Origin of the sequence: Legionella brunensis (genome assembly GCF_001467025.1) — a bacterium.
GTDB classification, from domain to species: domain Bacteria; phylum Pseudomonadota; class Gammaproteobacteria; order Legionellales; family Legionellaceae; genus Tatlockia; species Tatlockia brunensis.
Genome location: NZ_LNXV01000029.1, coordinates 151,612 through 171,725 on the forward strand (window position 1 = coordinate 151,612; position 20,114 = coordinate 171,725).

Below are 20,114 nucleotides of genomic sequence, written 5' to 3' on the forward strand. Positions count from 1 at the left end.
CGGTGATTTAACTGCAACCGTAGATCCCGTTACCGCAACTGGTGGTGATTTAACTGCAACAGCGTCTGTAAGTACCGATGTTGGCGGTGATCTATCAACAAGTTCTCTTGTTGACAGTAGTTTACTGGCTGATAGCTCTAGTAGCTTACTAATTGATTCTACAGTCCATCTCGGTTGATGATAATCTTTTAAGTCCCCTAGTACTTTAAACTCAATTAAGTACTAGGGGATAACCTTTTGCCTAAGGTAATTGTCCTCTCTTGGATTTAGTCATCTCAAGCTTTTCACCAAAACAAAGAGCCATAAATAAGAGAAAGAAATAGCCTGAGCCTGAATAAAGAAGCAGAGAGTCTGATACATTTCCTATCATAAATGGTATTAACATCGCAAAAGCTATCGTTTTCATTTTGTCCAAACGTAAACTAGCTTGAATCATACTTAAAAAGAGAAACCCTAATGCCCCCACTCCTAATAGACCAAATTCAGCAGCCACCAACCAATACTGGCTATGTGGCTCCTGTAACTTCCAACTCCAGAAAGGTACAGGCTGCTCTTTTTCAAAATAATAAGTAAAACTGGCTGTTCCATTACCAAATAATGGATGACGATTAAATAGCTGGTACGCATAGTGATGAAATTGTAAGCGTAATCCAATATCTGTATCTTTTTGATTATGTTGATAACTTTGAATTTGTTGGGTGAGACCATCTACGCGCTCGTTCATGACTGGGCTTGTATGATAGCTAGTCATAACCTGTGCAAAAACCAGCGATAAACCAAATATCGTTTGTCGCCAAGTACGCAGCTGCAACGAAAAAAATGACATTAGCAACAGATAAATTATATACCCTGTACGTCCACCACTTACAAAAAGAACCTGATAACTGAATAGCAGAGCGAGTAAACCATAAACAAAGCGCATCTTACCTTGCTGACGATAAGCAAACAAACATGATATGTAAGCAGCAAAAGCAACCATATAGCCAGTCATAATATGATTGCGAAAAACATGGTCAGGATTGAAGTGGAATGACTGTAAATAACCGTGAAACTTAAAAATAGATAATACACAAGTAATAATCATGGCCACAAGAAAGGCTTGTAGGCTCATTTGTCTTGTTTTTGCACTTTGAAATCCAGCAACCAGGATAGGGAAATAGAGTAATTTGCTATATTTTGCAATCATGAATTTTTTATCAGCAATATTGGCTGGACTCCAGAAACAAGCAATAAGAGATATGGCGAATAAAATCAAACAAGCCCTGCCCCATTTGGTGCTAAAAAGTTCTACCACATCTTTACGAAAAGCTGGCGTCAGCAAGATAGTTATTAGGGAGAGGCTTAAACAAATGCTTTTTGCAGTGGAACTCATGGGTAAAGTGAGTAAGGTAGCTGCTAATAAGACAGTAACCCATTTTTGCATTGGGAGTCTTTGTGAAAAGCTAAGTAAAATATCCATTTAATTATCTCTCAATATATATTGGGTAATTCATCAACCTGAGTATCACGATAGAGCTGTTTAATACCACGGTAAAACGTTCCTTGCGCATTTAAAGTCGCAAATAAAAAACCTGCTTGTCCATCTAAAAATCCCCGCTGTAAAAAATAACAACGGAAAAACATCCAACCTGTTCCCAAAAGAATTTTTGCAAAATTGGGGGGATTTTGCTTCTTTCTTCTTATTTGAGCACTGTAAGAAGAGTATTTGTTAACCTTATAAAGAGCATGGCTTATATCTTGAAAAGAATAGTGTTGAATTGCTAATTTCAGTCTGGCTACCCTGGCGGATGAAGGTAATATTATTTTTTCATGAACTATATCGTTGCTGTAACGAGCGCCAGTCCGTTTAAAAAGACGAATGTGTCTTTTGGGACTTGAGGAAAAACGAAGCAGCTTACCATAAAAATTCATGCAAATAGGAATTCGATAAGCATCTGCTGTATCATTATTGATTGCTTGTTTAATTGCTTCCTGCAACCCACTATCCACAAACTCATCTGCATCAAGATTTAAGATCCAATCGCCCGTAGCATAAGCTAATGCTCGTTGTTTTTGAATTCCATAACCTTGCCAGTCAGTGCAATAAACATGAGCAGTAAATTCTTTCGCAATAGCAACGGTATTGTCTCTACTGCCTGAATCAAGAACAATAATTTCGTCTGCCCATTGCACAGATTCTAAGCAACGCTTAATGTTTGCTTCCTCATCCTTAGCAATGATGATAACACTTAGCATGCATAACCAGTAGGGTATAAAAATTTTGTTAGTTTAACTCAGAACAGGTGTAATTGTTAGCAATTTCAAGACGATATAAACTGTCAAAAAAAATGCGCTTTTAAAGCGCATTTTTTGAAACTGAACTAGTGCTCAACTTAGTAAACACCTTCCCTATGATCATGACTATCAAAATGCAACTTACCATCTTTTACCTTTAAGGTTACATGACCTCCATTAGCCAATTTACCAAAAAGTAACTCATCAGCAAGGGGTTTTTTCACGTTTTCTTGGATCAATCGTGCCATTGGACGGGCACCCATGGACTTATCATAGCCATGTTCAATGAGCCAATCACGTGCAGCTTGATCAACTTTAAAAGTAACTCCCTTGTTGCTTAATTGCTCATCAAGTTCCATGATAAATTTGTCAACTACTAAACCGATAGTGACATTGTCAAGCGGTGCAAAATTAATGATTGCATCTAATCTATTTCTAAACTCAGGACTAAATTGTCGCTTAAGGACTTCCAGACCATCACCACTATTGTCTTGGAGAGAAAAGCCGATAGAATTTCTGCTAATCTCACTTGCCCCGGCATTAGAAGTCATGACCAAAATAACATGCCTAAAGTCAGCCTGACGTCCATTAGTATCGGTCAATGTGCCATGATCCATGATCTGCAATAATAAATTGAAAACATCTGGATGAGCCTTTTCAATCTCATCCAATAAGAGAACTGCATGAGGATTTTTAGTCACTGCTTCTGTTAGCAAGCCCCCTTGATCATAACCAACATAACCTGGAGGCGCTCCTATCAGACGAGAAACAGTATGTTTTTCCATGTATTCAGACATGTCAAAGCGCAGTAATTCGATACCCAATACGTTGGCAAGTTGTTTAGTAACTTCTGTTTTCCCAACCCCAGTGGGACCTGCAAATAAGAAACAACCCACAGGTTTTTGTGGCTCCCGTAAACCTGAGCGAGCAAGTTTAATCGCAGAGGCTAGTGCTGTAATGGCATCATCTTGACCATAAACCAGTAATTTTAGATCCCGCTCCAGATTACGTAATGTATCTTTATCTCTTGCAGAAACCTTCTTGACAGGAATACGGGCAATTTTAGCAACCACACTTTCAATTTCTGCGACACTAATGATTTTTTTGCGTTTATTCACTGTCAGCAGATTCTGATATGCACCCGCTTCATCCACTACATCAATTGCTTTATCAGGTAGAAAACGGTCATTAATGTATTTTGCGGATAACTCAGCTGCTGCTTTTAATGCAGGAATAGAGAATTTCACGCCATGATGTTCTTCCAGTCGTCCTTTCAAGCCTTTAAGAATTTCAAACGTTTCATCAACGCTAGGCTCTGTGATATCGATTTTCTGAAAACGTCTGGCCAAAGCTCTATCTTTTTCAAAAATGCCGCGATATTCCTGATAAGTAGTTGAACCTATGCACTTTAGCTCACCATTAGCCAGCAAAGGCTTGATAAGGTTTGATGCATCCATAACGCCACCTGAAGCAGCTCCAGCACCAATAATAGTGTGGATTTCATCAATAAAGAGTACAGCACCATCTTGCTGTGATAATTGTTTTAGAACAGCTTTTAACCGTTTTTCAAAATCCCCGCGATATTTAGTACCAGCCAATAAAGCCCCCAAATCTAAGGAGTAAACTACACAATTGTGGATAGCATCGGGGACTTCACCATCAACAATACGACGCGCTAACCCTTCAGCAATAGCCGTTTTACCTACTCCTGCCTCGCCTACTAACAGCGGATTGTTTTTTCGGCGACGACACAATACCTGAATCGTTCGTTGGATTTCTTCATGCCGGCCAATCAATGGATCAATTTTGCCTAATCTAGCTCGTTTGTTGAGATTCATGCAATAACTTTCAAGTGGTGACTCATTAACTTCACTACCTAAAGTCTCCTCATCCATAGAATTCATACCTTCACCCATATCACTATGGTATTTAGAAACACCATGAGAGATATAGTTAATCACATCCAAACGAGTAATATTTTCGCGACGTAGAAAGTAAACAGCCTGACTCTCTTGCTCACTAAAGATTGCCGCTAACACATTGGCACCTGTAACCTCAGTCTTCCCTGCTGATTGCACATGAAATACAGCACGTTGCAAAACACGTTGAAAACCAAGCGTAGGCTGAGTTTCTCTATCCAACTCATCTTCTGGAATTCTAGGAGTAGTCTCATCAATGAATTCAATTAAATCTCGACGCAAAGCATCAATATTAGCATCACAAGCCTGTAACACGTTGCCTGCAGCTGGGTTATCAAGCAGCGATAGTAACAAATGCTCAACCGTCATAAATTCATGACGCTTCTCTTTTGCTTCCTTAAAGGCTAGATTTAAGGTGAATTCAAGTTCTTTGTTTAACATTGTCGTTGCTCCTCTCCACCCACACTACCATTACTCTGGCTCCATGGTACATAACAAGGGGTGCTGATTACTCCTAGCATGATCATTCACTAAAGCAACCTTCGTTTCTGCTATGTCCCTTGTAAAAACACCACAAACACCTTTCCCCACAATATGAACCTGTAACATCACCTGAGTTGCTATTTCTTCATTTAAGTGGAAGAACCTTTTTAATACTTCCACGACAAACTCCATTGGGGTGTAATCATCATTAAGTAAAATAACCTTATATTTCCTAGGCTGTTTAATCTCTGGTAGTACTTCTGACTCAGCCTTTTTTCGCTCAACGATTTCCTCTAAAGACCATCTACTCATAACATACACCCTTTATTAATTTTATAGACTTCTAAAGGACTTTTGGCCAGTAAAAATTGATTTAATTTCTTTAAAAAATTAAACCTTGCGATAATCAACAACATCTTGATTAGATTACATTCATATTGGCTTTTCATAACTGTTTTTTAAATTACCAACATCCTGAGTCTGTAAAATAGAGCTGCTACGAAATTTTCCCTATGATGCCCTAACTATATTTTTGTTTAGACAACAATTTTCCAGATTGAATCATCTGGAAATATAAGACCTATAGACATTTATTTGGCCAGACAGTGTGCAACATTGGTTTACCACCACAATGCTAAAGACCAATATTTTAAGTATGCGACAAAACTATGGACTTATAGCATCAATATAAACATCCAGAGGGTCTATATTGCTGCGAATATCTTGGCGATGCGTTTACGCATCACCAAGATATATTACGCCCAATCCTATCCAATCACAGGATAGTTTACATGTGCTTAATCATTGCTTCAGCAAATCCCGAACTGCTGACACAAGTAGCACCTTCCATCAAACGTTCAAAATCATAAGTAACCGTTTTTGCTTCAATGGCACCTTCCATTCCTTTGATAATATAATCAGCAGCCTCTGTCCATCCCATATGACGTAGCATCATCTCAGCTGATAAAATAAGAGAACCTGGATTCACTTTATCCTGGCCAGCATATTTTGGTGCAGTACCATGAGTTGCCTCAAATACCGCAACATCATCACCAATATTGGCACCTGGAGCAATTCCAATTCCACCAACTTGGGCCGCCAGCGCATCTGATATGTAATCACCATTTAAATTAAGAGTGGCAATGACGCTATAATCCTCAGGCCTTAACAAGATTTGTTGTAAAAATGCATCTGCAATTACATCTTTAATAATAATAGACTTACCATTTCTGGGGTTCGTCAATTGCATCCAAGGACCACCTTGATATTCTTTCGCTCCAAAGCTTTCGCGAGCTACTTGATAACCCCAATCTTTAAAAGCACCCTCAGTAAATTTCATGATGTTGCCTTTATGAACCAAAGTTACTGAATCACGGTCATTATCAATAGCATATTGGATAGCAGCTTTTACCAAACGTGAAGTACCCTCTTTAGAAACAGGCTTAATACCTATCCCGCAATGCTCAGGAAAACGAATTTTTTTAACACCCATCTCTTTTTGGAGAAAATTAATAATTTTTTTCGCATCAGCCGTGTCGGCTTGCCACTCTATCCCCGCATAGATATCCTCAGAGTTTTCTCTAAAAATAACCATATCAGTTTTCCATGGCTCCTTCACAGGACTTGGGGTACCTGTAAAATAGCGAACTGGGCGCAGGCAAGTATAGAGATCGAGATCTTGACGAATTGCCACGTTCAACGAGCGAATGCCACCGCCAACAGGAGTAGTAAGGGGCCCTTTAATGGCTACAACAAATTTTTTTAATGCATCCAATGTTTCTTTAGGAAGCCATTGATCGCCACCATAAACCTTCGTTGCTTTTTCCCCAGCATAAACTTCCATCCATGCAATTTTCTTTTTATCACCATAGGCTTTTGCCACCGCAGCATCAACTACACGCCGCATTGGAGGAGTAACATCTACCCCAATACCATCCCCTTCGATAAAAGGAATAATTGGGAAATTAGGAACTTTTAGTGACAAATCAGCGGCAACCGTAATGGCTTGTCCCTGAGCTGGAACATGAATTTTTTCGAATGTCATTGGCAACTCCGTCAATAATTTTAAAGTAAATAATCATAGCATGCGAAAAGCCTTTGTCCCAAATGCGTTTCGCAGCGATAATAAACCTTTTTAAAGATTGCATGTTATGAGAGATATTTTACTGTTTAATAAACCCTTTGGTGTCTTAACTCAATTTACAGGCGAAGAGCACGACAAAACTTTGGCTGACTATATTAATTTACCCGATTTTTATGCAGCTGGTCGTTTGGATAAAAATAGTGAAGGTTTACTTTTATTGACGAATAATGGCAAATTGCAACATCGATTAACTCACCCCCGTTTTAATAAAGAAAAGCATTACTGGGTACAAATTGAGGGTGTGCCTCAAGAACACGATCTGCTACCACTGCGTAAAGGACTCATTCTTAAAGAAACTCATTTTTTACCTGCCAAAGTTAAAATTATTGATGCACCATTGCTATGGGAACGTGTGCCTCCAATACGTTTCCGCAAAACTGTACCTACAGCTTGGCTTGAGATTATTTTGTGTGAAGGGAAAAACCACCAAATCCGTAGAATGACTGCTGCAATAGGTTTCCCTACTTTAAGACTGGTGCGTCATAAAATTGCAAACTGGTCTTTAGGTAGTTTACTACCCGGAGAATATTGCATTATCTCGGTAAATCCTGGCGATCTGAAAAAGCTCTAATCTAGCAGAATAAAAATTAACGAGCATAAAAGGCTTTTGCCCGTAGAGTATCATCCGCTAGCAATCTAACCCAAGGCCAAAGAACCATGCTGATTGCAGCACTACCGATAGACATTAACAAAGCGATATGATAGCCAAGAAAAGCTTCCATTATCAAAATCAGCACTTGGTATAGCAAACAGAAAAAACCGATTAAGGCCATTTGCTGCCCCATAGAGAAAAAATTAAACCGCCGAGCTTTATTACTTGCAATCCATGAAACTATTGATAACGCAAATGCATGTTCACCAAGCACAGTCGACAACAATACATCAAGGGCCAGGCCAATAACCAATAGAATTACCACATTAAAATAGTTTGGTAAAAAAAATTGTAAGTAGAGAACCAGCATTAACACCCAAGGCGGTCTCAATCCAATTAATAAATCAGGTAGCGGCAAAATTGTTAATGCCAATGCTAATACAATTGCAATAAATAAGCGCAAATATAATGAGTTCATGCATTTTCTCCGATTGCATTTAAACGCTCATTAATCTGGGCTGTTAATGCAGCCTGTTCTTTATCAGGCCATATCAGTAGAACCAGCCTATTTCTATTGAGCAAAGCAATTGGACTAACATCCACCTTAATAAAGGCATCTCCAGGGATACTTCTTATTGCTTCAACTCGCCCCACAGGATACCCCTCTGGGTATAAACGGCCCAAACCAGAGGTAACTAACAGATCACCTTTACTAATTGATGAAGTTCTTGGCAAATTAATTAAAGATAGTTGGCTCATATTATTTGTTCCTACCAAAATAGCTCGCTCCCCAGTGCGATTATTTCGTACAGGAACTGCGCTTTTTGAATCGGATATCAACAATACAGTACTTGTCATTGAGCCTACATCAATGATTTGCCCCATCACCCCTTTAGCATCAAGAACGGGTTGCCCCATATAGACACCATCGCGTTTTCCTTTGTTCAATACAAAAAGCTGGCGCGAACTGCTCGTATCAACAGCCAAAATTTGTGCAGCCATTGCACGCATCTGCGCCTTTGAAGAGGTTAAGAGCAATTCTCGAAGTTGAGAATTTTCTTCTTTAATGACTAATAATTTTTGTAGTTCTGCTTCCAATAACGTTTGCTGATATCGTAGCTGCATGTTTTCATTAATTAGGGCTTTTTTGGTACCCACTAAAGATTGCACCCATCCAATGACTCGCACAGGGTAGTCTACAGCAAATTGTAGAGGTGAAATAAGCAAAGCAAAACCACTACGAACACTATTAAGATATTTATAGTGGTAGTCCGAAAACATGAGCAAAAAGGACAAAGCAGAAGCAAACACAAAACCAAATACTTTGTGTTTGCTCTTTTCAGCAAAAAGCCTGCCTTTAGGATTATTCTGTTGAGAGGAAATCACCGCCACGAAGATCCATGGTTTCTAATGCCTTACCACCACCACGCGCTACGCAGGTTAAAGGATCTTCTGCAACCAGCACGGGCAGGCCTGTTTCTTCCATCAATAGAGTGTCCATGTTCTTCAATAGAGCTCCCCCACCGGTCAGCACCATACCGCGCTCAGCAATATCTGCAGCCAACTCTGGTGGAGCCAATTCCAAGGCAGCTCTAACAGCACCTACAATTCCTGAAAGTGGCTCTTGTAATGCTTCGAGAATTTCAGCGCTTGTAAGAGTAAAGCTACGAGGCACGCCTTCTGCCAAATTTCTACCTCTTACTTCAATTTCAAACAGATCACGACTGGGGAAAGCTGAACCAATTTCATGTTTAATGCGCTCAGCAGTTGTTTCACCGATTAAAGTTCCGTAATTACGACGAACATAAGAAACAATAGCATCGTCAAACTTATCACCACCGATGCGTACTGATTGATGGTAAACGATACCACTTAACGAAATGATTGCGACTTCTGTAGTACCCCCACCGATATCAACTACCATAGAGCCACTGGCTTCTTCAACTGGCATACCGGAGCCTAAAGCTGCAGCCATTGGCTCTTCTATCAAGAAGACTTCGCGAGCTCCAGCACCCATGGCTGATTCGCGGATAGCACGTCTCTCTACTTGTGTAGAACCACAAGGTACGCAAACCAATACACGTGGGCTTGGACGTAAGAAACGATTTTCATGGACTTTATGAATAAAGTGTTGCAACATTTTTTCTGTAACAAAGAAGTCAGCAATTACACCATCTTTCATTGGTCTAATCGCGTTAATATTACCAGGCGTCCTACCTAGCATACGCTTCGCTTCCAAGCCAACAGCAGCAACGCGTTTCTGGCCAGACTCATTGCGAAGAGCAACCACAGAGGGTTCATTTAAAACTATTCCCTTGTCCCTGACGTAAATCAATGTATTCGCGGTTCCCAAATCAATGGATAAATCATTGGAAAAAACGCCCCTTAATTTCCTGAACATGTGCAGCACTACCTCATTATTTTTTGGGGAGTACTTTACCCTATATTTGAATAAAAATCGACAGATCTTTATCAAGATTTTTTAAGTCACCAATTAATAAGTTACATAACGAAGATTTATTTCTTATAACAATGAGAATTTATCTCTCGAAATTCAAAGATTATTTAATCCAATCGACTTGATTTCTATCAGTCGCTTGATTTTTTAATTTGTTTTTATCTAATAATCACATCTTATATTTATGTAGAGTAGATTTTGTAAAATAATGGCGGGTAACCCCGCCTTTTTATTACGATTTTTTGCCAAAAATATTAGCCAATGATAAAAACCTCTTGCAGCTGCTTGAGATGGCTTTTAACAAATTGTTTGCCTAATCCGCGCACCTGAGACAGGTCTTCAATCGATTTAAAGTTACCGTGTTCTTCGCGATAATGAACAATAGCTTCTGCACGCTTTTGGCCTATTCCCTTTACAGATTTAGAAAGCTCACTAACATCAGCTTTATTTAAATCGATCTTTTTACCAGAGAATACCTTAGCCTTAGCTGTGGGTGAGCTATTTGCATCGGCTTTTGCATGAATAGGAAGGGATACAATACATAGTGATAATACAGCAGCAAATAAATTTGCCTTCATTTAACATTTCTCCATTAATTGTTGGACTGATAGTGGGATTAAATATTTCCAAATTCTAATCCCGTAACTTCTTGCTTACCTGCAAGAAGTTGTGGAGTATGGCAATATTTTTTTTACCTGTCGAGATTTATATGATTAAAATGAGAGTTAAGTACATAGGCAACACAAGCCGTTAATTTTTCTACCATTTCCAGATGTAAAAACTCATTGGGACCATGCGCATTTGAATGAGGACCTAAGACACCCGTAATCATAAATTGAGCTTTGGGAAATTTTTCCCCCAGCATCCCCATGAAAGGAATTGTTCCTCCCTCTCCTATATAGGCTGCGGGTTTTTTATAAAAAATCATTGATGCATTGTTGATAGCCTCTTCTAACCATTGAACCATTTCAGGAGCATTCCATCCCATAGCTTCATCATGAATATGAAAATCCACTTTTGCTTGATAAGGTGGGTTTTCGGTTAAAGTCTTTTGCATTGCTGCTGCAGCTTTTTTGGGGGATACCAAAGGCGGCAGGCGCATCGACAGCTTTAGTGAAGTTTTAGGTCGCAATACATTTCCTGCATCAGCGGTTGTTGGTAACCCCATCGCGCCTGTCACAGCAAGGGCTGGTCTCCATGTACGATTTAAAATCAGTTGCTGCTTATCTTTTTCAACGGGCTCTACACCGGAATGAAAAGGAAAGCTGGTATAGACTTCATCACCAAGAATTGCGGCACAAGCAGTCGCCTGTCGTACTCTCTCTGGTGGGATTTCGCAATATAAAGACTCCATTTTAATTTTACCGGTGACTTCATCTTCAATACGACTAACTAGTTGCCTTGCCACACGAAAACTGTCTGCCACAATGCCACTTGCATAACCAGAATGTACACCTTCTGTAAGTAACTCAACAGAAAGCTCCCCTGTAACATTGCCTCGTAGGGACGTTGTCATCCAGAGTTGCTCATAGTTACCAGCACCGGAATCCAAACAAATAACCAGGGCAGGCTCACCTATTTTTTCTTTTAAAGAGTCAATATAGAAAGGTAAATCATAACTACCGCTTTCTTCACAAGCTTCAATAATCAGCACACAACGTGCGTGAGGCAAATCCTGTTCTTGCAAAGCGCGAATTGCGGTAAGTGAAGCATAAGCGGCATAACCATCATCCGCGCCACCGCGACCATAAAGACACCCTTCCTTAATAACAGGCTTCCAAGGCCCTAATCCTTCTTGCCAACCACTCATTTCAGGTTGTTTGTCTAAATGTCCATAAAGCAGAATTGTTTCATCAAGTTGTCCTGGCACTTCCATAAACAACAATGGTGTCCGATTGGGTAAACGAATAACCTCTAAAGTCATTCCTTCAGGCGCATGAGTTCTACACCAATCAGCCACATGGTTAACAGCCTGCTCCATATATCCATGTTCTTGCCATTGTCGATCAAAATGAGGGGATTTATTAGGGATTTTAATATATTCACAGAGGCTTGGGAGAATATTGTCCTGCCATTGCTTGGCTACATAATCATACAATCTCTGGGGATTCAACATGTATCTGCTCCTTGATTAAATCAATAATTTTCAAGGTAGCAGACTCGATCTGAAGCCCCTTGATTTTAACAATAATTTCATCTTTATGTTGATTCACTTCTGTGATAGCCATTAAAAGAGACTGAGGTGCTAAGTTTTCTTCTTCAACAACCACACTAATTCCCTGTTCTTTAAAATATTTTGCATTTTGAATCTGGTCACCACGGCTTACTTTGGCGGACAAGGGGATCAGTACGTGTGGTTTTTCCAAAGCCAGGATTTCATATAAAGCATTGGCTCCTGCACGAGAAATAACTAAATCACTCGCAGCAAATAAATCAGCTAATTCCTCATTTGCATACTCAAACTGACAATAACCTTCTCGATTAAGCAAATCATTCTCTACCTTGCCTTTACCACATAAATGGATAACTTGATAATCTTCGCATAAAGTAGATAGGCATTGTCTTAAAGCATTATTTAGGGGGGCAGCTCCTTGACTTCCACCCATCACCAATAAGCAAGGTTTCTTATCATTAAAACCGCATAATGCCAAACCTTTTGCTTTAGAACCTTTAAATAGCAGTGTTCGGATGGGAGTTCCTGTAATTTCAACTTTTTCTTGTTTTTTAAAATGTTTTTTGGCAGCAGCGAAGGTAACACAAATTTTATCAACAAAGGGAAAACTTAAACGATTTGCCAGTCCAGGTGTCATATCAGATTCATGAGCAATGACTGGAATTCGATGCAGCCACGCCGCAACAACGATTGGGAAAGCAACGAAACCTCCCTTGGAAAATACGATATCCGTTTTAAGTTTTCGTAACAAACAATAAGCCTGACTGATACCCAGAAAAATTTTTATAGGATCTAAAAAATTTTTCCAACTGAAATAACGTCTCAATTTGCCACTATGAACCGCATGGTAAGGAATATTCAAAGCGCTAATCATGCCTTTTTCTACCCCATCCTCTGAACCAATATAATCAATTTTCCAGCCACTATTTTGTAAGATTTCAATTAATGCTAAATTTGGTGTGACGTGGCCAGCGGTACCGCCACCGGTAAAAACTATACGTGGATTCATTTGACTTCCCTAACCAGTAAACTTAGATCAATTGCTTGAATTGATTTGGTAATTGAACCAACCGAAATATAATTAACCCCTGTTTCAGCCACAGAACGGATTGTTGATAAACCAATACCACCTGATGCTTCTAATTCGCAGCGATGTTGGTTTATTTTTACTGCTTCAACAAGCATAGCATTGCTGAAATTATCGAGCAAAATACGATCAGGTTTGGCTGCCAGCGCTTCTTGCAATTCATCCAACGTTTCAACTTCAATTTCGATGAAAAAATTACGATGACTTTGCCTTGCTTTGGCTATTGCTGTTGTAATTGAACCACAGGATTTAATATGATTTTCTTTGATTAAAAAAGCATCATACAAACCCATGCGGTGATTAACTCCTCCGGCACAGGCCACTGCATATTTTTGAGCCATCCTCAGGCCTGGAATTGTTTTGCGTGTATCCAACAAACGGGTGCCTGTACCTTGCAGTTTCAGTAAATAACGCCGCGTTTGCGTCGCTGTTGCAGACAGCGTTTGTAAAAAATTTAAGGCGGTACGCTCTGCTGTTAAAATAGAAGCAGCCGGTCCTTTAATGCGGCATAATATTGTAGCCTCATCAAGCCAACTCCCTTCTTGCACAAGCCATTCAATAACAATACTTGTATCAATTTCGGCAAATACAGCATTTACCCAAGGGCAGCCACAAACAAGCATGGGCTCGCGAGAGACAATTTCTGCTTCTGCCATTAATTGTGGTGAAAGCAAAGCCGCACTAATATCACCAGTTCCAATATCTTCCGCTAATGCCCGTTTCACATCTGACAGGATATGAACTTTATCTAACATCATTCTTTAACATCTCTTTGATTTTTAGTATATCTTGATTTCAGGAGTGGCGGAGCCAGAAAGGTTGTCACAATAACCATGAGAATAATGGATGAGAAAAGCTGATCAGAAATTACACCCAATGTTCGACCTATCGATGCAAAAACTAACCCTACCTCTCCACGCGGCAACATCCCGATACCGATAAGTAATCGATCGTCTTTACTGCTACCTCCAAAGCCACTCAGCAATTTGCCTACAATTGCTGCAATGGTAAGTCCTGTAGACATAAGCAACACATGCCAATCAGCAAAAGCCTCAAGCTTAACCTGAATACCAATTAAAATAAAAAACAAGGGAGCAAGGATAGATTCGAGCGGTCCAACTAAATTTTTAATGCTTCGAGCATCCGAAGGTTGTCCTTTTTTGGAAATAAAAAAGCCGTCATGCAAAATCAGTCCAGCAGCAAAAGCACCAATAATGGCGGCAAGATCAACTAAAGTCGCAAGCCACGCCAGAAACATTACAAAAATAAACGAAGCGAGTAATTTAACTTCCCAAAATTCTAAAAAATTATCAAAGAAAACCACTACCTTACGTAACAAGATAGGCCCAAGAGTTAAAGCTGTTGCAAAAAATAAGAGAGCAGAAATAATAATACGCGTCACCATAGCAAAATCGACAGCATCGTTAATTACTAATGAACTCACTACAGCCAGAATAATCAGCCCAAGAATATCATCAATCATTGCCGCACCTAAAATAGTTCGCGCCTCACGTGTACGTAATTTTTTCATCTCCGCAAGTACACGTGCGGTAATCCCCACACTCGTTGCAGATAGGGTTGCAGCCACAAATAGATCGACTTTATAAGAAGCCCTAGGAAGTAACAGATGGGCAACAGTAAAACCTAAAATAATAGGCGCAATGACACCAATAAGTGCCACCAGTATAGACTCACGACCAGTATGCTTTAATTCTTCAATGGAACTTTCCAAGCCCACCATAAAAAGTAAGAAAATAACCCCATAGCGAGAAAAAACATCCAGAACATACCCTACTTTTATCAAATCAAGCCCATGCTGACCTGTTAAAGCGGCTATTACCTGTTTCGCATACACAGGATCGGTAATATTAGTGGCTACCGCTTGCGGAAGCGCCATCCCTTTTAATATCTCGCCCATAATATTAAAAATTTCAGGGCCTTCACGCAAAATTACAGCGAGATTTAAACCAAAAAAGTAACAAAGATTACCTAATAGTACGCCCATTAATAGCTCACCTAGTACACCTGGTAGCTTTAAGCGACGGGCAATATAACGGCCGACTATGGCGAAGAATAAAATAAGAGTAACCCAAAGCAATATCGGGGCAATGGGATCGTGGTGAGAATCTTGTGGGACCCCTGCATATAATAAAGCAGGGCAAAGTCCTGCTAATAATAAGTATTTAAGGTAACGTCTCATTGAGTGTTGCCAGCAAGAAAGAGACAAGTCTCTAATACAGAATCTGGATTTAATGATACACTATCAATCCCTTCTTTCATCAACCATTGAGCGAAGTCTTGATGATCAGAAGGTCCTTGACCGCAAATCCCCACATATTTTCCTGCTTTTTTACAGGTTGATATTGCCATGTGCAATAAGGCTTTCACTGCAGCGTTGCGTTCATCGAATTGTGAAGCTACCAAACCCGAATCCCTATCTAAACCCAATGTCAACTGAGTCAAATCATTTGAACCAATAGAGAAGCCATCAAAATGCTCTAAAAACTCACTCGCTAGCAAAGCATTAGAAGGTAATTCACACATCATAATAATACGTAAATCTTCTTTTCCTCGCTCAAGCCCGTGTTGTTTTAAAACCTCAATTACCTCTTTGGCTTCAGTCACTGTGCGTACGAAAGGAATCATAACTTCGACATTACTAAGCCCCATATCCTCACGAACTCGGCGAACTGCCTTGCATTCCAATGCGAAGCACTCTGCAAAATCATCGGAAATGTAACGCGATGCACCACGAAAACCTAGCATGGGATTTTCTTCATGAGGCTCATAGTGCTTTCCACCAGCCAGATTCGCATATTCATTAGACTTAAAATCCGAAAGTCTAACAATGACAGGCTTGGGATAAAAAGCAGCAGCGATCGTCGCAATCCCTTCTTTTAAGCGTTCAACATAGTATTCCACAGGCGAAGCATAAGCCGCTGTTTTCTCATCAATAAATTGTTTTAACTTTTTGTCTTCTAGTTTGTCATATTCCAACAATGCCTTAGGATGAATACCAATAGTATTGGATATTAAGAACTCTAATCGCGCCAAACCCACGCCTGCATTAGGGATGGATTGAAAAGCAAATGCACGCTCAGGATTACCCACATTAAGCATAATTTTAAGAGGTAACTCAGGCATAGTATCAACATCAAGACTCATTTGCTCAAAAGGCAACATCCCTTGATATACAAAACCTGTATCCCCCTCAGCGCAACTTACAGTTACTTCATCACCATCTTTGATGGCTTTCGTTGCATCACCGCAACCTACAACAGCAGGAATTCCTAACTCACGCGCAATGATAGCAGCATGGCAGGTCCTACCACCCCGATTGGTAACAATAGCGGATGCCCGCTTCATAACTGGCTCCCAATCCGGATCAGTCATATCTGAAACCAATACATCCCCAGGCTCGACTCGATGCATTTCACTCACATCGGTAATGATTTTTGCTCGTCCTTGACCAACTTTTTGGCCAATACTACGCCCTTCAGTAAGTATTTCACTATGCTCTTGTAGGGTATATCGCTCTAGCACTTGAGAATTTGCACGACTTTTGACCGTCTCTGGTCTAGCCTGTAAAATATACAATTTGCCATTTTTACCATCTTTAGCCCATTCAATATCCATGGGTCGGCCATAATGTTTTTCAATGACAAGAGCATGTTTGGCAAGTTGCTCGACTTCTTCATTAGTTAAAGAAAACAGTAACCTTTCACGCGGACTAACTTCTGTCGTGGTGACTGTCTGATTTTTGGTAGAATCATTGGCATAAACCATTTTCATTGCCTTACTACCCAAGGTACGACGAATTACTGCTGGTTTACCAGCCTTCAAACCTGGTTTATGCACGTAAAACTCATCAGGATTTACCGCACCCTGTACCACCATTTCACCTAAACCATAAGAAGAAGTGATAAAGACAACTTCATTGAAGCCTGATTCTGTATCCATAGTGAACATAACACCACTTGCTGCCAAATCGCTTCGTATCATTTGCTGAATACCTGCAGATAAAGCAACATCATGATGTGCAAAACCATGATGAACCCGATACGCAATTGCACGATCATTAAATAAAGAAGCAAATACTTGCTTAATTGCAATTAAAATAGCTTCTATCCCTCTAACATTTAGATAGGTTTCCTGCTGCCCTGCGAATGAAGCATCAGGTAAATCTTCAGCTGTTGCAGAAGAGCGCACTGCTACGGTAAAGTCATTGTGCCCAATAGTCTTGACTAAGTCGTTATAAGAAGCCCGAACAGCATTTTCAAATTCCACCGAAAAGGAGTGGCTCAGCACCATTTCACGAATTGTTTTACCAACAGATGTTAGTTGAGAGATATCATCAGTGTTTAAAGAAGCCAATAAATCATAAATTTTTTGATCAAGTTTATCTTTTGCCAAAAACTCGCGGAAGGAGTCAGCGGTAGTAGCAAATCCTGTTGGGACATGAACGCCAGCCGACGATAAACAGCTAATCATCTCACCCAATGAAGCATTCTTACCACCAACTTGTTCAAGATCTCGCATCCCTAAATGCTCAAAACCAATTGTATGTATGCTGACTGCCATAACCCTATTCCCCTACTTCCTTAAAAATGACCACCATTCTACTTAAATTAGTGGATGATGTGAATGAAAGCCCCGGTAATAATGGATTTCTTATTAAATACTCTTAGCGTCTTGAGACCGCGGAGTCCATCTTTGAGACAAGCCAAATTATTGTCGATATAAACGTGTATTTGTAGGAGGCTCAATCATTTCATTAGAACGAATAGGATTGATATCCAATCCGCCTCTTCGAGTATAACGTGCATAAACGGTCAACTTAGCCGGATGACAATACTTCATAAGATCCATGAAAATACGCTCAACGCATTGCTCATGAAATTCATTATGATTACGAAATGAAACCAAATACTGCAGTAAAGTCTCATTATCAATACGAAGCCCGCTGTATTTAATAACAACAGACCCCCAATCAGGTTGGCCTGTTACCGGGCAATTCGATTTTAATAAATGACTATAAAGGGTAATATTTTGTACCTCTTCATCGACAGTCTTTAACAATGTTGAATTAACTCGATATTCAGAGCAATTGATATCCAAATCATCCAAACAGAATCCTTCCAAACGGCCAATTTGAGAATTATCAAAGCTCGTGGGATAGTAAATCGCAACACTTACCTCTCGACCCACAACTTTACTCAAGTCATGAACCAGCGTTTTTTGTACTATTTCCTTGGAGCTGAAATGCGTATTATTAAATGAATTTAAATACAATTTAAACGACTTCGATTCAATTAAATTTGGCGAATCGCAAGGGATGATGATATCAGCAACAGCAACCACAGGCTTACCTTTTTCATTAAGCCATGACAACTCAAAAGCCGTCCACAAATCATAACCGTGAAACGGCAGAGATTGCTCATAAATTCCTACTGCGTCACGTTTTGGCTGACGAGAAATAGGGAAAAGAAGCGAGTTATTATAAGTCTCGATGTAGACAGTTTTTTGTCCCAGCGGTGAGGAATGAAGTTGATTTTCAGACATTATTCAGTATGTTCTTAATTTGTTCGTCATGGATTATAGCAAATCATGATATCTTTATGCATTAGCGAAAATATACTGTTTTTATTAAATTAGACACAAACTTTAATCTCTCTGTTTACCTTTTCTGTGTATTTTGTTAACATAAAGTCCTTTTTTAAAACCAAGCCGTGCTGCCTCTGGTAGTTTTAACTTAAGGTACCTTTATGCTTCGAACTCTTAATAAACTCAGTGGTTTTCTACTGGGTATAATTTTATACCCTCTTAAATCTTTATTTGTTAATTTTCTTCTCGCAATGGGTATCGTGTTTATAGCCGGGTTAGTTTTAACCATCATTCCCGCACTGGTTGGATCCTTATTCTACGATAAGACTGAAGAAAACAAACTACCTATAGCTATACTATCAGCAGTACTGACTAACCTTGGTCTACTTATCATAGTTCCTCCTGCTACTGTTGCAGTATTGATTGCTTTAGCTGTGGAAAGCATAAAAGATATATTTAGTAGTGCACGTTTAGGTGCAACTGAAGGGTATAATGAAGGGTTGTTCTATCATGTGTTTAAACAAGCCCTCATCGCCTATCTTCCCTTTAGTCGTACGTTACAAAGAGGCATTAACGCCTTAAATAGAAACCGCACACTGAATGAAGAAGGTCTTAACAACCTCAGGACTGACGATATCGATTTTAGTCAATTTGGAGAGGACGTTCCCCGGAGTGGTAGTAAAGTACCTGACTTATTTGGACCGAAAGAAAAAAATGCCGTTGTATTTACCCCGTTAACACCTGTAGAATTGCAGTCGCTTAAAGGTATTGTCGCTCTACAAGCAACCCTTGACAGATACACTGACTTGCTAGAGCGGTTGACAACTCTTGAGCAAGCAATGAGTGCACCGCGTTCTGAAGAAGGATGTCTTGACTATGAGCTCGTTCAAGATGAGCTTACTTATACAGAGATGAAAACCCCCTGTTTAATTGTTAAGTTTTATGAGTATAAACCCCAACCAAATGAGCTTAGCCCCCCCAAATGGAAAGTTGTTCCTGGAACCACCAAGATTACTGACTTTGACAAAAATCTCACACCATGGCTAACCCTACACAATAACGCTCACCCACTGTTTCGAGATGAAGTTGATAATCCTGCTGACTTTAATGGTTGTAAAACCAAGTATCATGTTTTCCCTTATAAAGAGCTTAAAGATTCTCATGAACTACGAGAGCTAACCGCTACTATTCGCAAGGAATTATCAGTGCTTGACCCTAGAAATATTCCTTCCGCTCCTGTGGTAATATCGGAAATCAGAGCAACATTAGGCCAAACATTTTTTGGCGACACAGTTGCTCCTGTAGACACGCAACCGGATGCAAATCAGCATGCATCCCCGACTTTTCCATAAGCATAATTTTATAAATACTTATCCTGCGG

General features: G+C 39.8%; 17 protein-coding genes. 2 read left to right on the plus strand and 15 right to left on the minus strand.

Features of this window, described 5'->3' with window-relative positions; genetic code table 11:
* Positions 1-241: 241 nt before the first annotated feature.
* The 5 genes from Lbru_RS09460 to icd all read right to left on the minus strand — a co-directional run bounded on the left by Lbru_RS09460 (position 242) and on the right by icd (position 6,735).
* Positions 242-1,459 (minus strand): O-antigen ligase family protein, encoded by a 1,218-nt coding sequence (locus tag Lbru_RS09460; protein ID WP_058441893.1) that lies wholly within the window; start codon positions 1,457-1,459, stop codon positions 242-244.
* An 11-nt stretch (positions 1,460-1,470) separates the two neighbouring features.
* Complete coding sequence (locus Lbru_RS09465; RefSeq protein ID WP_058441894.1) at positions 1,471-2,235, minus strand: glycosyltransferase family 2 protein; 765 nt, start codon at positions 2,233-2,235, stop codon at positions 1,471-1,473.
* 137 nt (positions 2,236-2,372) lie between these two features.
* The gene (gene clpA, locus Lbru_RS09470; RefSeq protein ID WP_058441895.1) at positions 2,373-4,634 is read right to left on the minus strand and encodes an ATP-dependent Clp protease ATP-binding subunit ClpA; all 2,262 of its coding nucleotides are present in this window, start codon (positions 4,632-4,634) and stop codon (positions 2,373-2,375) included.
* A gap of 30 nt (positions 4,635-4,664) precedes the next feature.
* Positions 4,665-4,988 carry an ATP-dependent Clp protease adapter ClpS gene (gene clpS, locus Lbru_RS09475; RefSeq protein WP_058441896.1) on the minus strand — a complete coding sequence of 108 codons (324 nt, stop codon included), beginning with the start codon at positions 4,986-4,988 and terminating at the stop codon, positions 4,665-4,667.
* 475 nt (positions 4,989-5,463) lie between these two features.
* The gene (gene icd, locus Lbru_RS09480; RefSeq protein ID WP_420795323.1) at positions 5,464-6,735 is read right to left on the minus strand and encodes an NADP-dependent isocitrate dehydrogenase; all 1,272 of its coding nucleotides are present in this window, start codon (positions 6,733-6,735) and stop codon (positions 5,464-5,466) included.
* Positions 6,736-6,826: 91 nt separating this feature from the next.
* On the opposite strand from icd, the gene Lbru_RS09485 reads away from it, so the two are divergent.
* Entirely contained in the window at positions 6,827-7,390 is a 564-nt protein-coding gene (locus Lbru_RS09485; RefSeq protein ID WP_058441898.1) for a pseudouridine synthase, read from the plus strand.
* Between the two features lie 16 nt (positions 7,391-7,406).
* On the opposite strand, the gene mreD is transcribed toward Lbru_RS09485, so the two are convergent.
* From mreD to queF, 10 genes are all read right to left on the minus strand, one after another.
* Positions 7,407-7,889 (minus strand): rod shape-determining protein MreD, encoded by a 483-nt coding sequence (mreD, locus tag Lbru_RS09490; protein WP_058441899.1) that lies wholly within the window; start codon positions 7,887-7,889, stop codon positions 7,407-7,409.
* Complete coding sequence (mreC, locus tag Lbru_RS09495; protein WP_058441900.1) at positions 7,886-8,797, minus strand: rod shape-determining protein MreC; 912 nt, start codon at positions 8,795-8,797, stop codon at positions 7,886-7,888. The genes mreD and mreC overlap by 4 nt, the downstream gene beginning before the upstream one ends.
* Entirely contained in the window at positions 8,775-9,812 is a 1,038-nt protein-coding gene (locus Lbru_RS09500) for a rod shape-determining protein (RefSeq protein WP_025385468.1), read from the minus strand. The genes mreC and Lbru_RS09500 overlap by 23 nt, the downstream gene beginning before the upstream one ends.
* 311 nt (positions 9,813-10,123) lie before the next feature.
* Positions 10,124-10,447, minus strand: coding sequence for a ComEA family DNA-binding protein (locus Lbru_RS09505; protein ID WP_058441901.1), 324 nt, complete (start codon positions 10,445-10,447; stop codon positions 10,124-10,126).
* 113 nt (positions 10,448-10,560) lie between these two features.
* Positions 10,561-11,985 carry a M20 family metallopeptidase gene (locus Lbru_RS09510; protein WP_058441902.1) on the minus strand — a complete coding sequence of 475 codons (1,425 nt, stop codon included), beginning with the start codon at positions 11,983-11,985 and terminating at the stop codon, positions 10,561-10,563.
* Positions 11,960-13,051, minus strand: coding sequence for an undecaprenyldiphospho-muramoylpentapeptide beta-N-acetylglucosaminyltransferase (locus Lbru_RS09515; RefSeq protein WP_058441903.1), 1,092 nt, complete (start codon positions 13,049-13,051; stop codon positions 11,960-11,962). The genes Lbru_RS09510 and Lbru_RS09515 overlap by 26 nt, the downstream gene beginning before the upstream one ends.
* A complete protein-coding gene (gene nadC, locus Lbru_RS09520; protein ID WP_058441904.1) occupies positions 13,048-13,887 on the minus strand; it encodes a carboxylating nicotinate-nucleotide diphosphorylase in 840 nt (279 codons plus the stop codon). Before nadC ends, Lbru_RS09515 begins: the two co-directional genes overlap by 4 nt.
* Complete coding sequence (locus Lbru_RS09525; protein WP_058441905.1) at positions 13,884-15,329, minus strand: cation:proton antiporter; 1,446 nt, start codon at positions 15,327-15,329, stop codon at positions 13,884-13,886. Before Lbru_RS09525 ends, nadC begins: the two co-directional genes overlap by 4 nt.
* Positions 15,326-17,710 carry a phosphoenolpyruvate synthase gene (gene ppsA / locus Lbru_RS09530; protein WP_058441906.1) on the minus strand — a complete coding sequence of 795 codons (2,385 nt, stop codon included), beginning with the start codon at positions 17,708-17,710 and terminating at the stop codon, positions 15,326-15,328. The genes Lbru_RS09525 and ppsA overlap by 4 nt, the downstream gene beginning before the upstream one ends.
* 147 nt (positions 17,711-17,857) lie before the next feature.
* A complete protein-coding gene (gene queF, locus Lbru_RS09535; RefSeq protein ID WP_058441907.1) occupies positions 17,858-18,691 on the minus strand; it encodes an NADPH-dependent 7-cyano-7-deazaguanine reductase QueF in 834 nt (277 codons plus the stop codon).
* Between the two features lie 203 nt (positions 18,692-18,894).
* Between queF and Lbru_RS09540 the strand changes: the two genes are divergently transcribed.
* Positions 18,895-20,085 carry a hypothetical protein gene (locus Lbru_RS09540; RefSeq protein ID WP_058441908.1) on the plus strand — a complete coding sequence of 397 codons (1,191 nt, stop codon included), beginning with the start codon at positions 18,895-18,897 and terminating at the stop codon, positions 20,083-20,085.
* The last annotated feature ends 29 nt before the right edge of the window (positions 20,086-20,114 follow it).

What these genes read in the sequence shown, in the direction of transcription:
- Lbru_RS09460 (WP_058441893.1), bottom strand. Translation starts at nt 1,459, where the DNA reads ATGGATATTTTACTTAGCTTTTCACAAAGACTCCCAATGCAAAAATGG.
- Lbru_RS09465 (WP_058441894.1), bottom strand. Translation starts at nt 2,235, where the DNA reads ATGCTAAGTGTTATCATCATTGCTAAGGATGAGGAAGCAAACATTAAG.
- clpA (WP_058441895.1), bottom strand. Translation starts at nt 4,634, where the DNA reads ATGTTAAACAAAGAACTTGAATTCACCTTAAATCTAGCCTTTAAGGAA.
- clpS (WP_058441896.1), bottom strand. Translation starts at nt 4,988, where the DNA reads ATGAGTAGATGGTCTTTAGAGGAAATCGTTGAGCGAAAAAAGGCTGAG.
- Lbru_RS09485 (WP_058441898.1), top strand. Translation starts at nt 6,827, where the DNA reads ATGAGAGATATTTTACTGTTTAATAAACCCTTTGGTGTCTTAACTCAA.
- mreD (WP_058441899.1), bottom strand. Translation starts at nt 7,889, where the DNA reads ATGAACTCATTATATTTGCGCTTATTTATTGCAATTGTATTAGCATTG.
- Lbru_RS09500 (WP_025385468.1), bottom strand. Translation starts at nt 9,812, where the DNA reads ATGTTCAGGAAATTAAGGGGCGTTTTTTCCAATGATTTATCCATTGAT.
- Lbru_RS09505 (WP_058441901.1), bottom strand. Translation starts at nt 10,447, where the DNA reads ATGAAGGCAAATTTATTTGCTGCTGTATTATCACTATGTATTGTATCC.
- Lbru_RS09510 (WP_058441902.1), bottom strand. Translation starts at nt 11,985, where the DNA reads ATGTTGAATCCCCAGAGATTGTATGATTATGTAGCCAAGCAATGGCAG.
- Lbru_RS09515 (WP_058441903.1), bottom strand. Translation starts at nt 13,051, where the DNA reads ATGAATCCACGTATAGTTTTTACCGGTGGCGGTACCGCTGGCCACGTC.
- nadC (WP_058441904.1), bottom strand. Translation starts at nt 13,887, where the DNA reads ATGATGTTAGATAAAGTTCATATCCTGTCAGATGTGAAACGGGCATTA.
- Lbru_RS09525 (WP_058441905.1), bottom strand. Translation starts at nt 15,329, where the DNA reads ATGAGACGTTACCTTAAATACTTATTATTAGCAGGACTTTGCCCTGCT.
- ppsA (WP_058441906.1), bottom strand. Translation starts at nt 17,710, where the DNA reads ATGGCAGTCAGCATACATACAATTGGTTTTGAGCATTTAGGGATGCGA.
- queF (WP_058441907.1), bottom strand. Translation starts at nt 18,691, where the DNA reads ATGTCTGAAAATCAACTTCATTCCTCACCGCTGGGACAAAAAACTGTC.
- Lbru_RS09540 (WP_058441908.1), top strand. Translation starts at nt 18,895, where the DNA reads ATGCTTCGAACTCTTAATAAACTCAGTGGTTTTCTACTGGGTATAATT.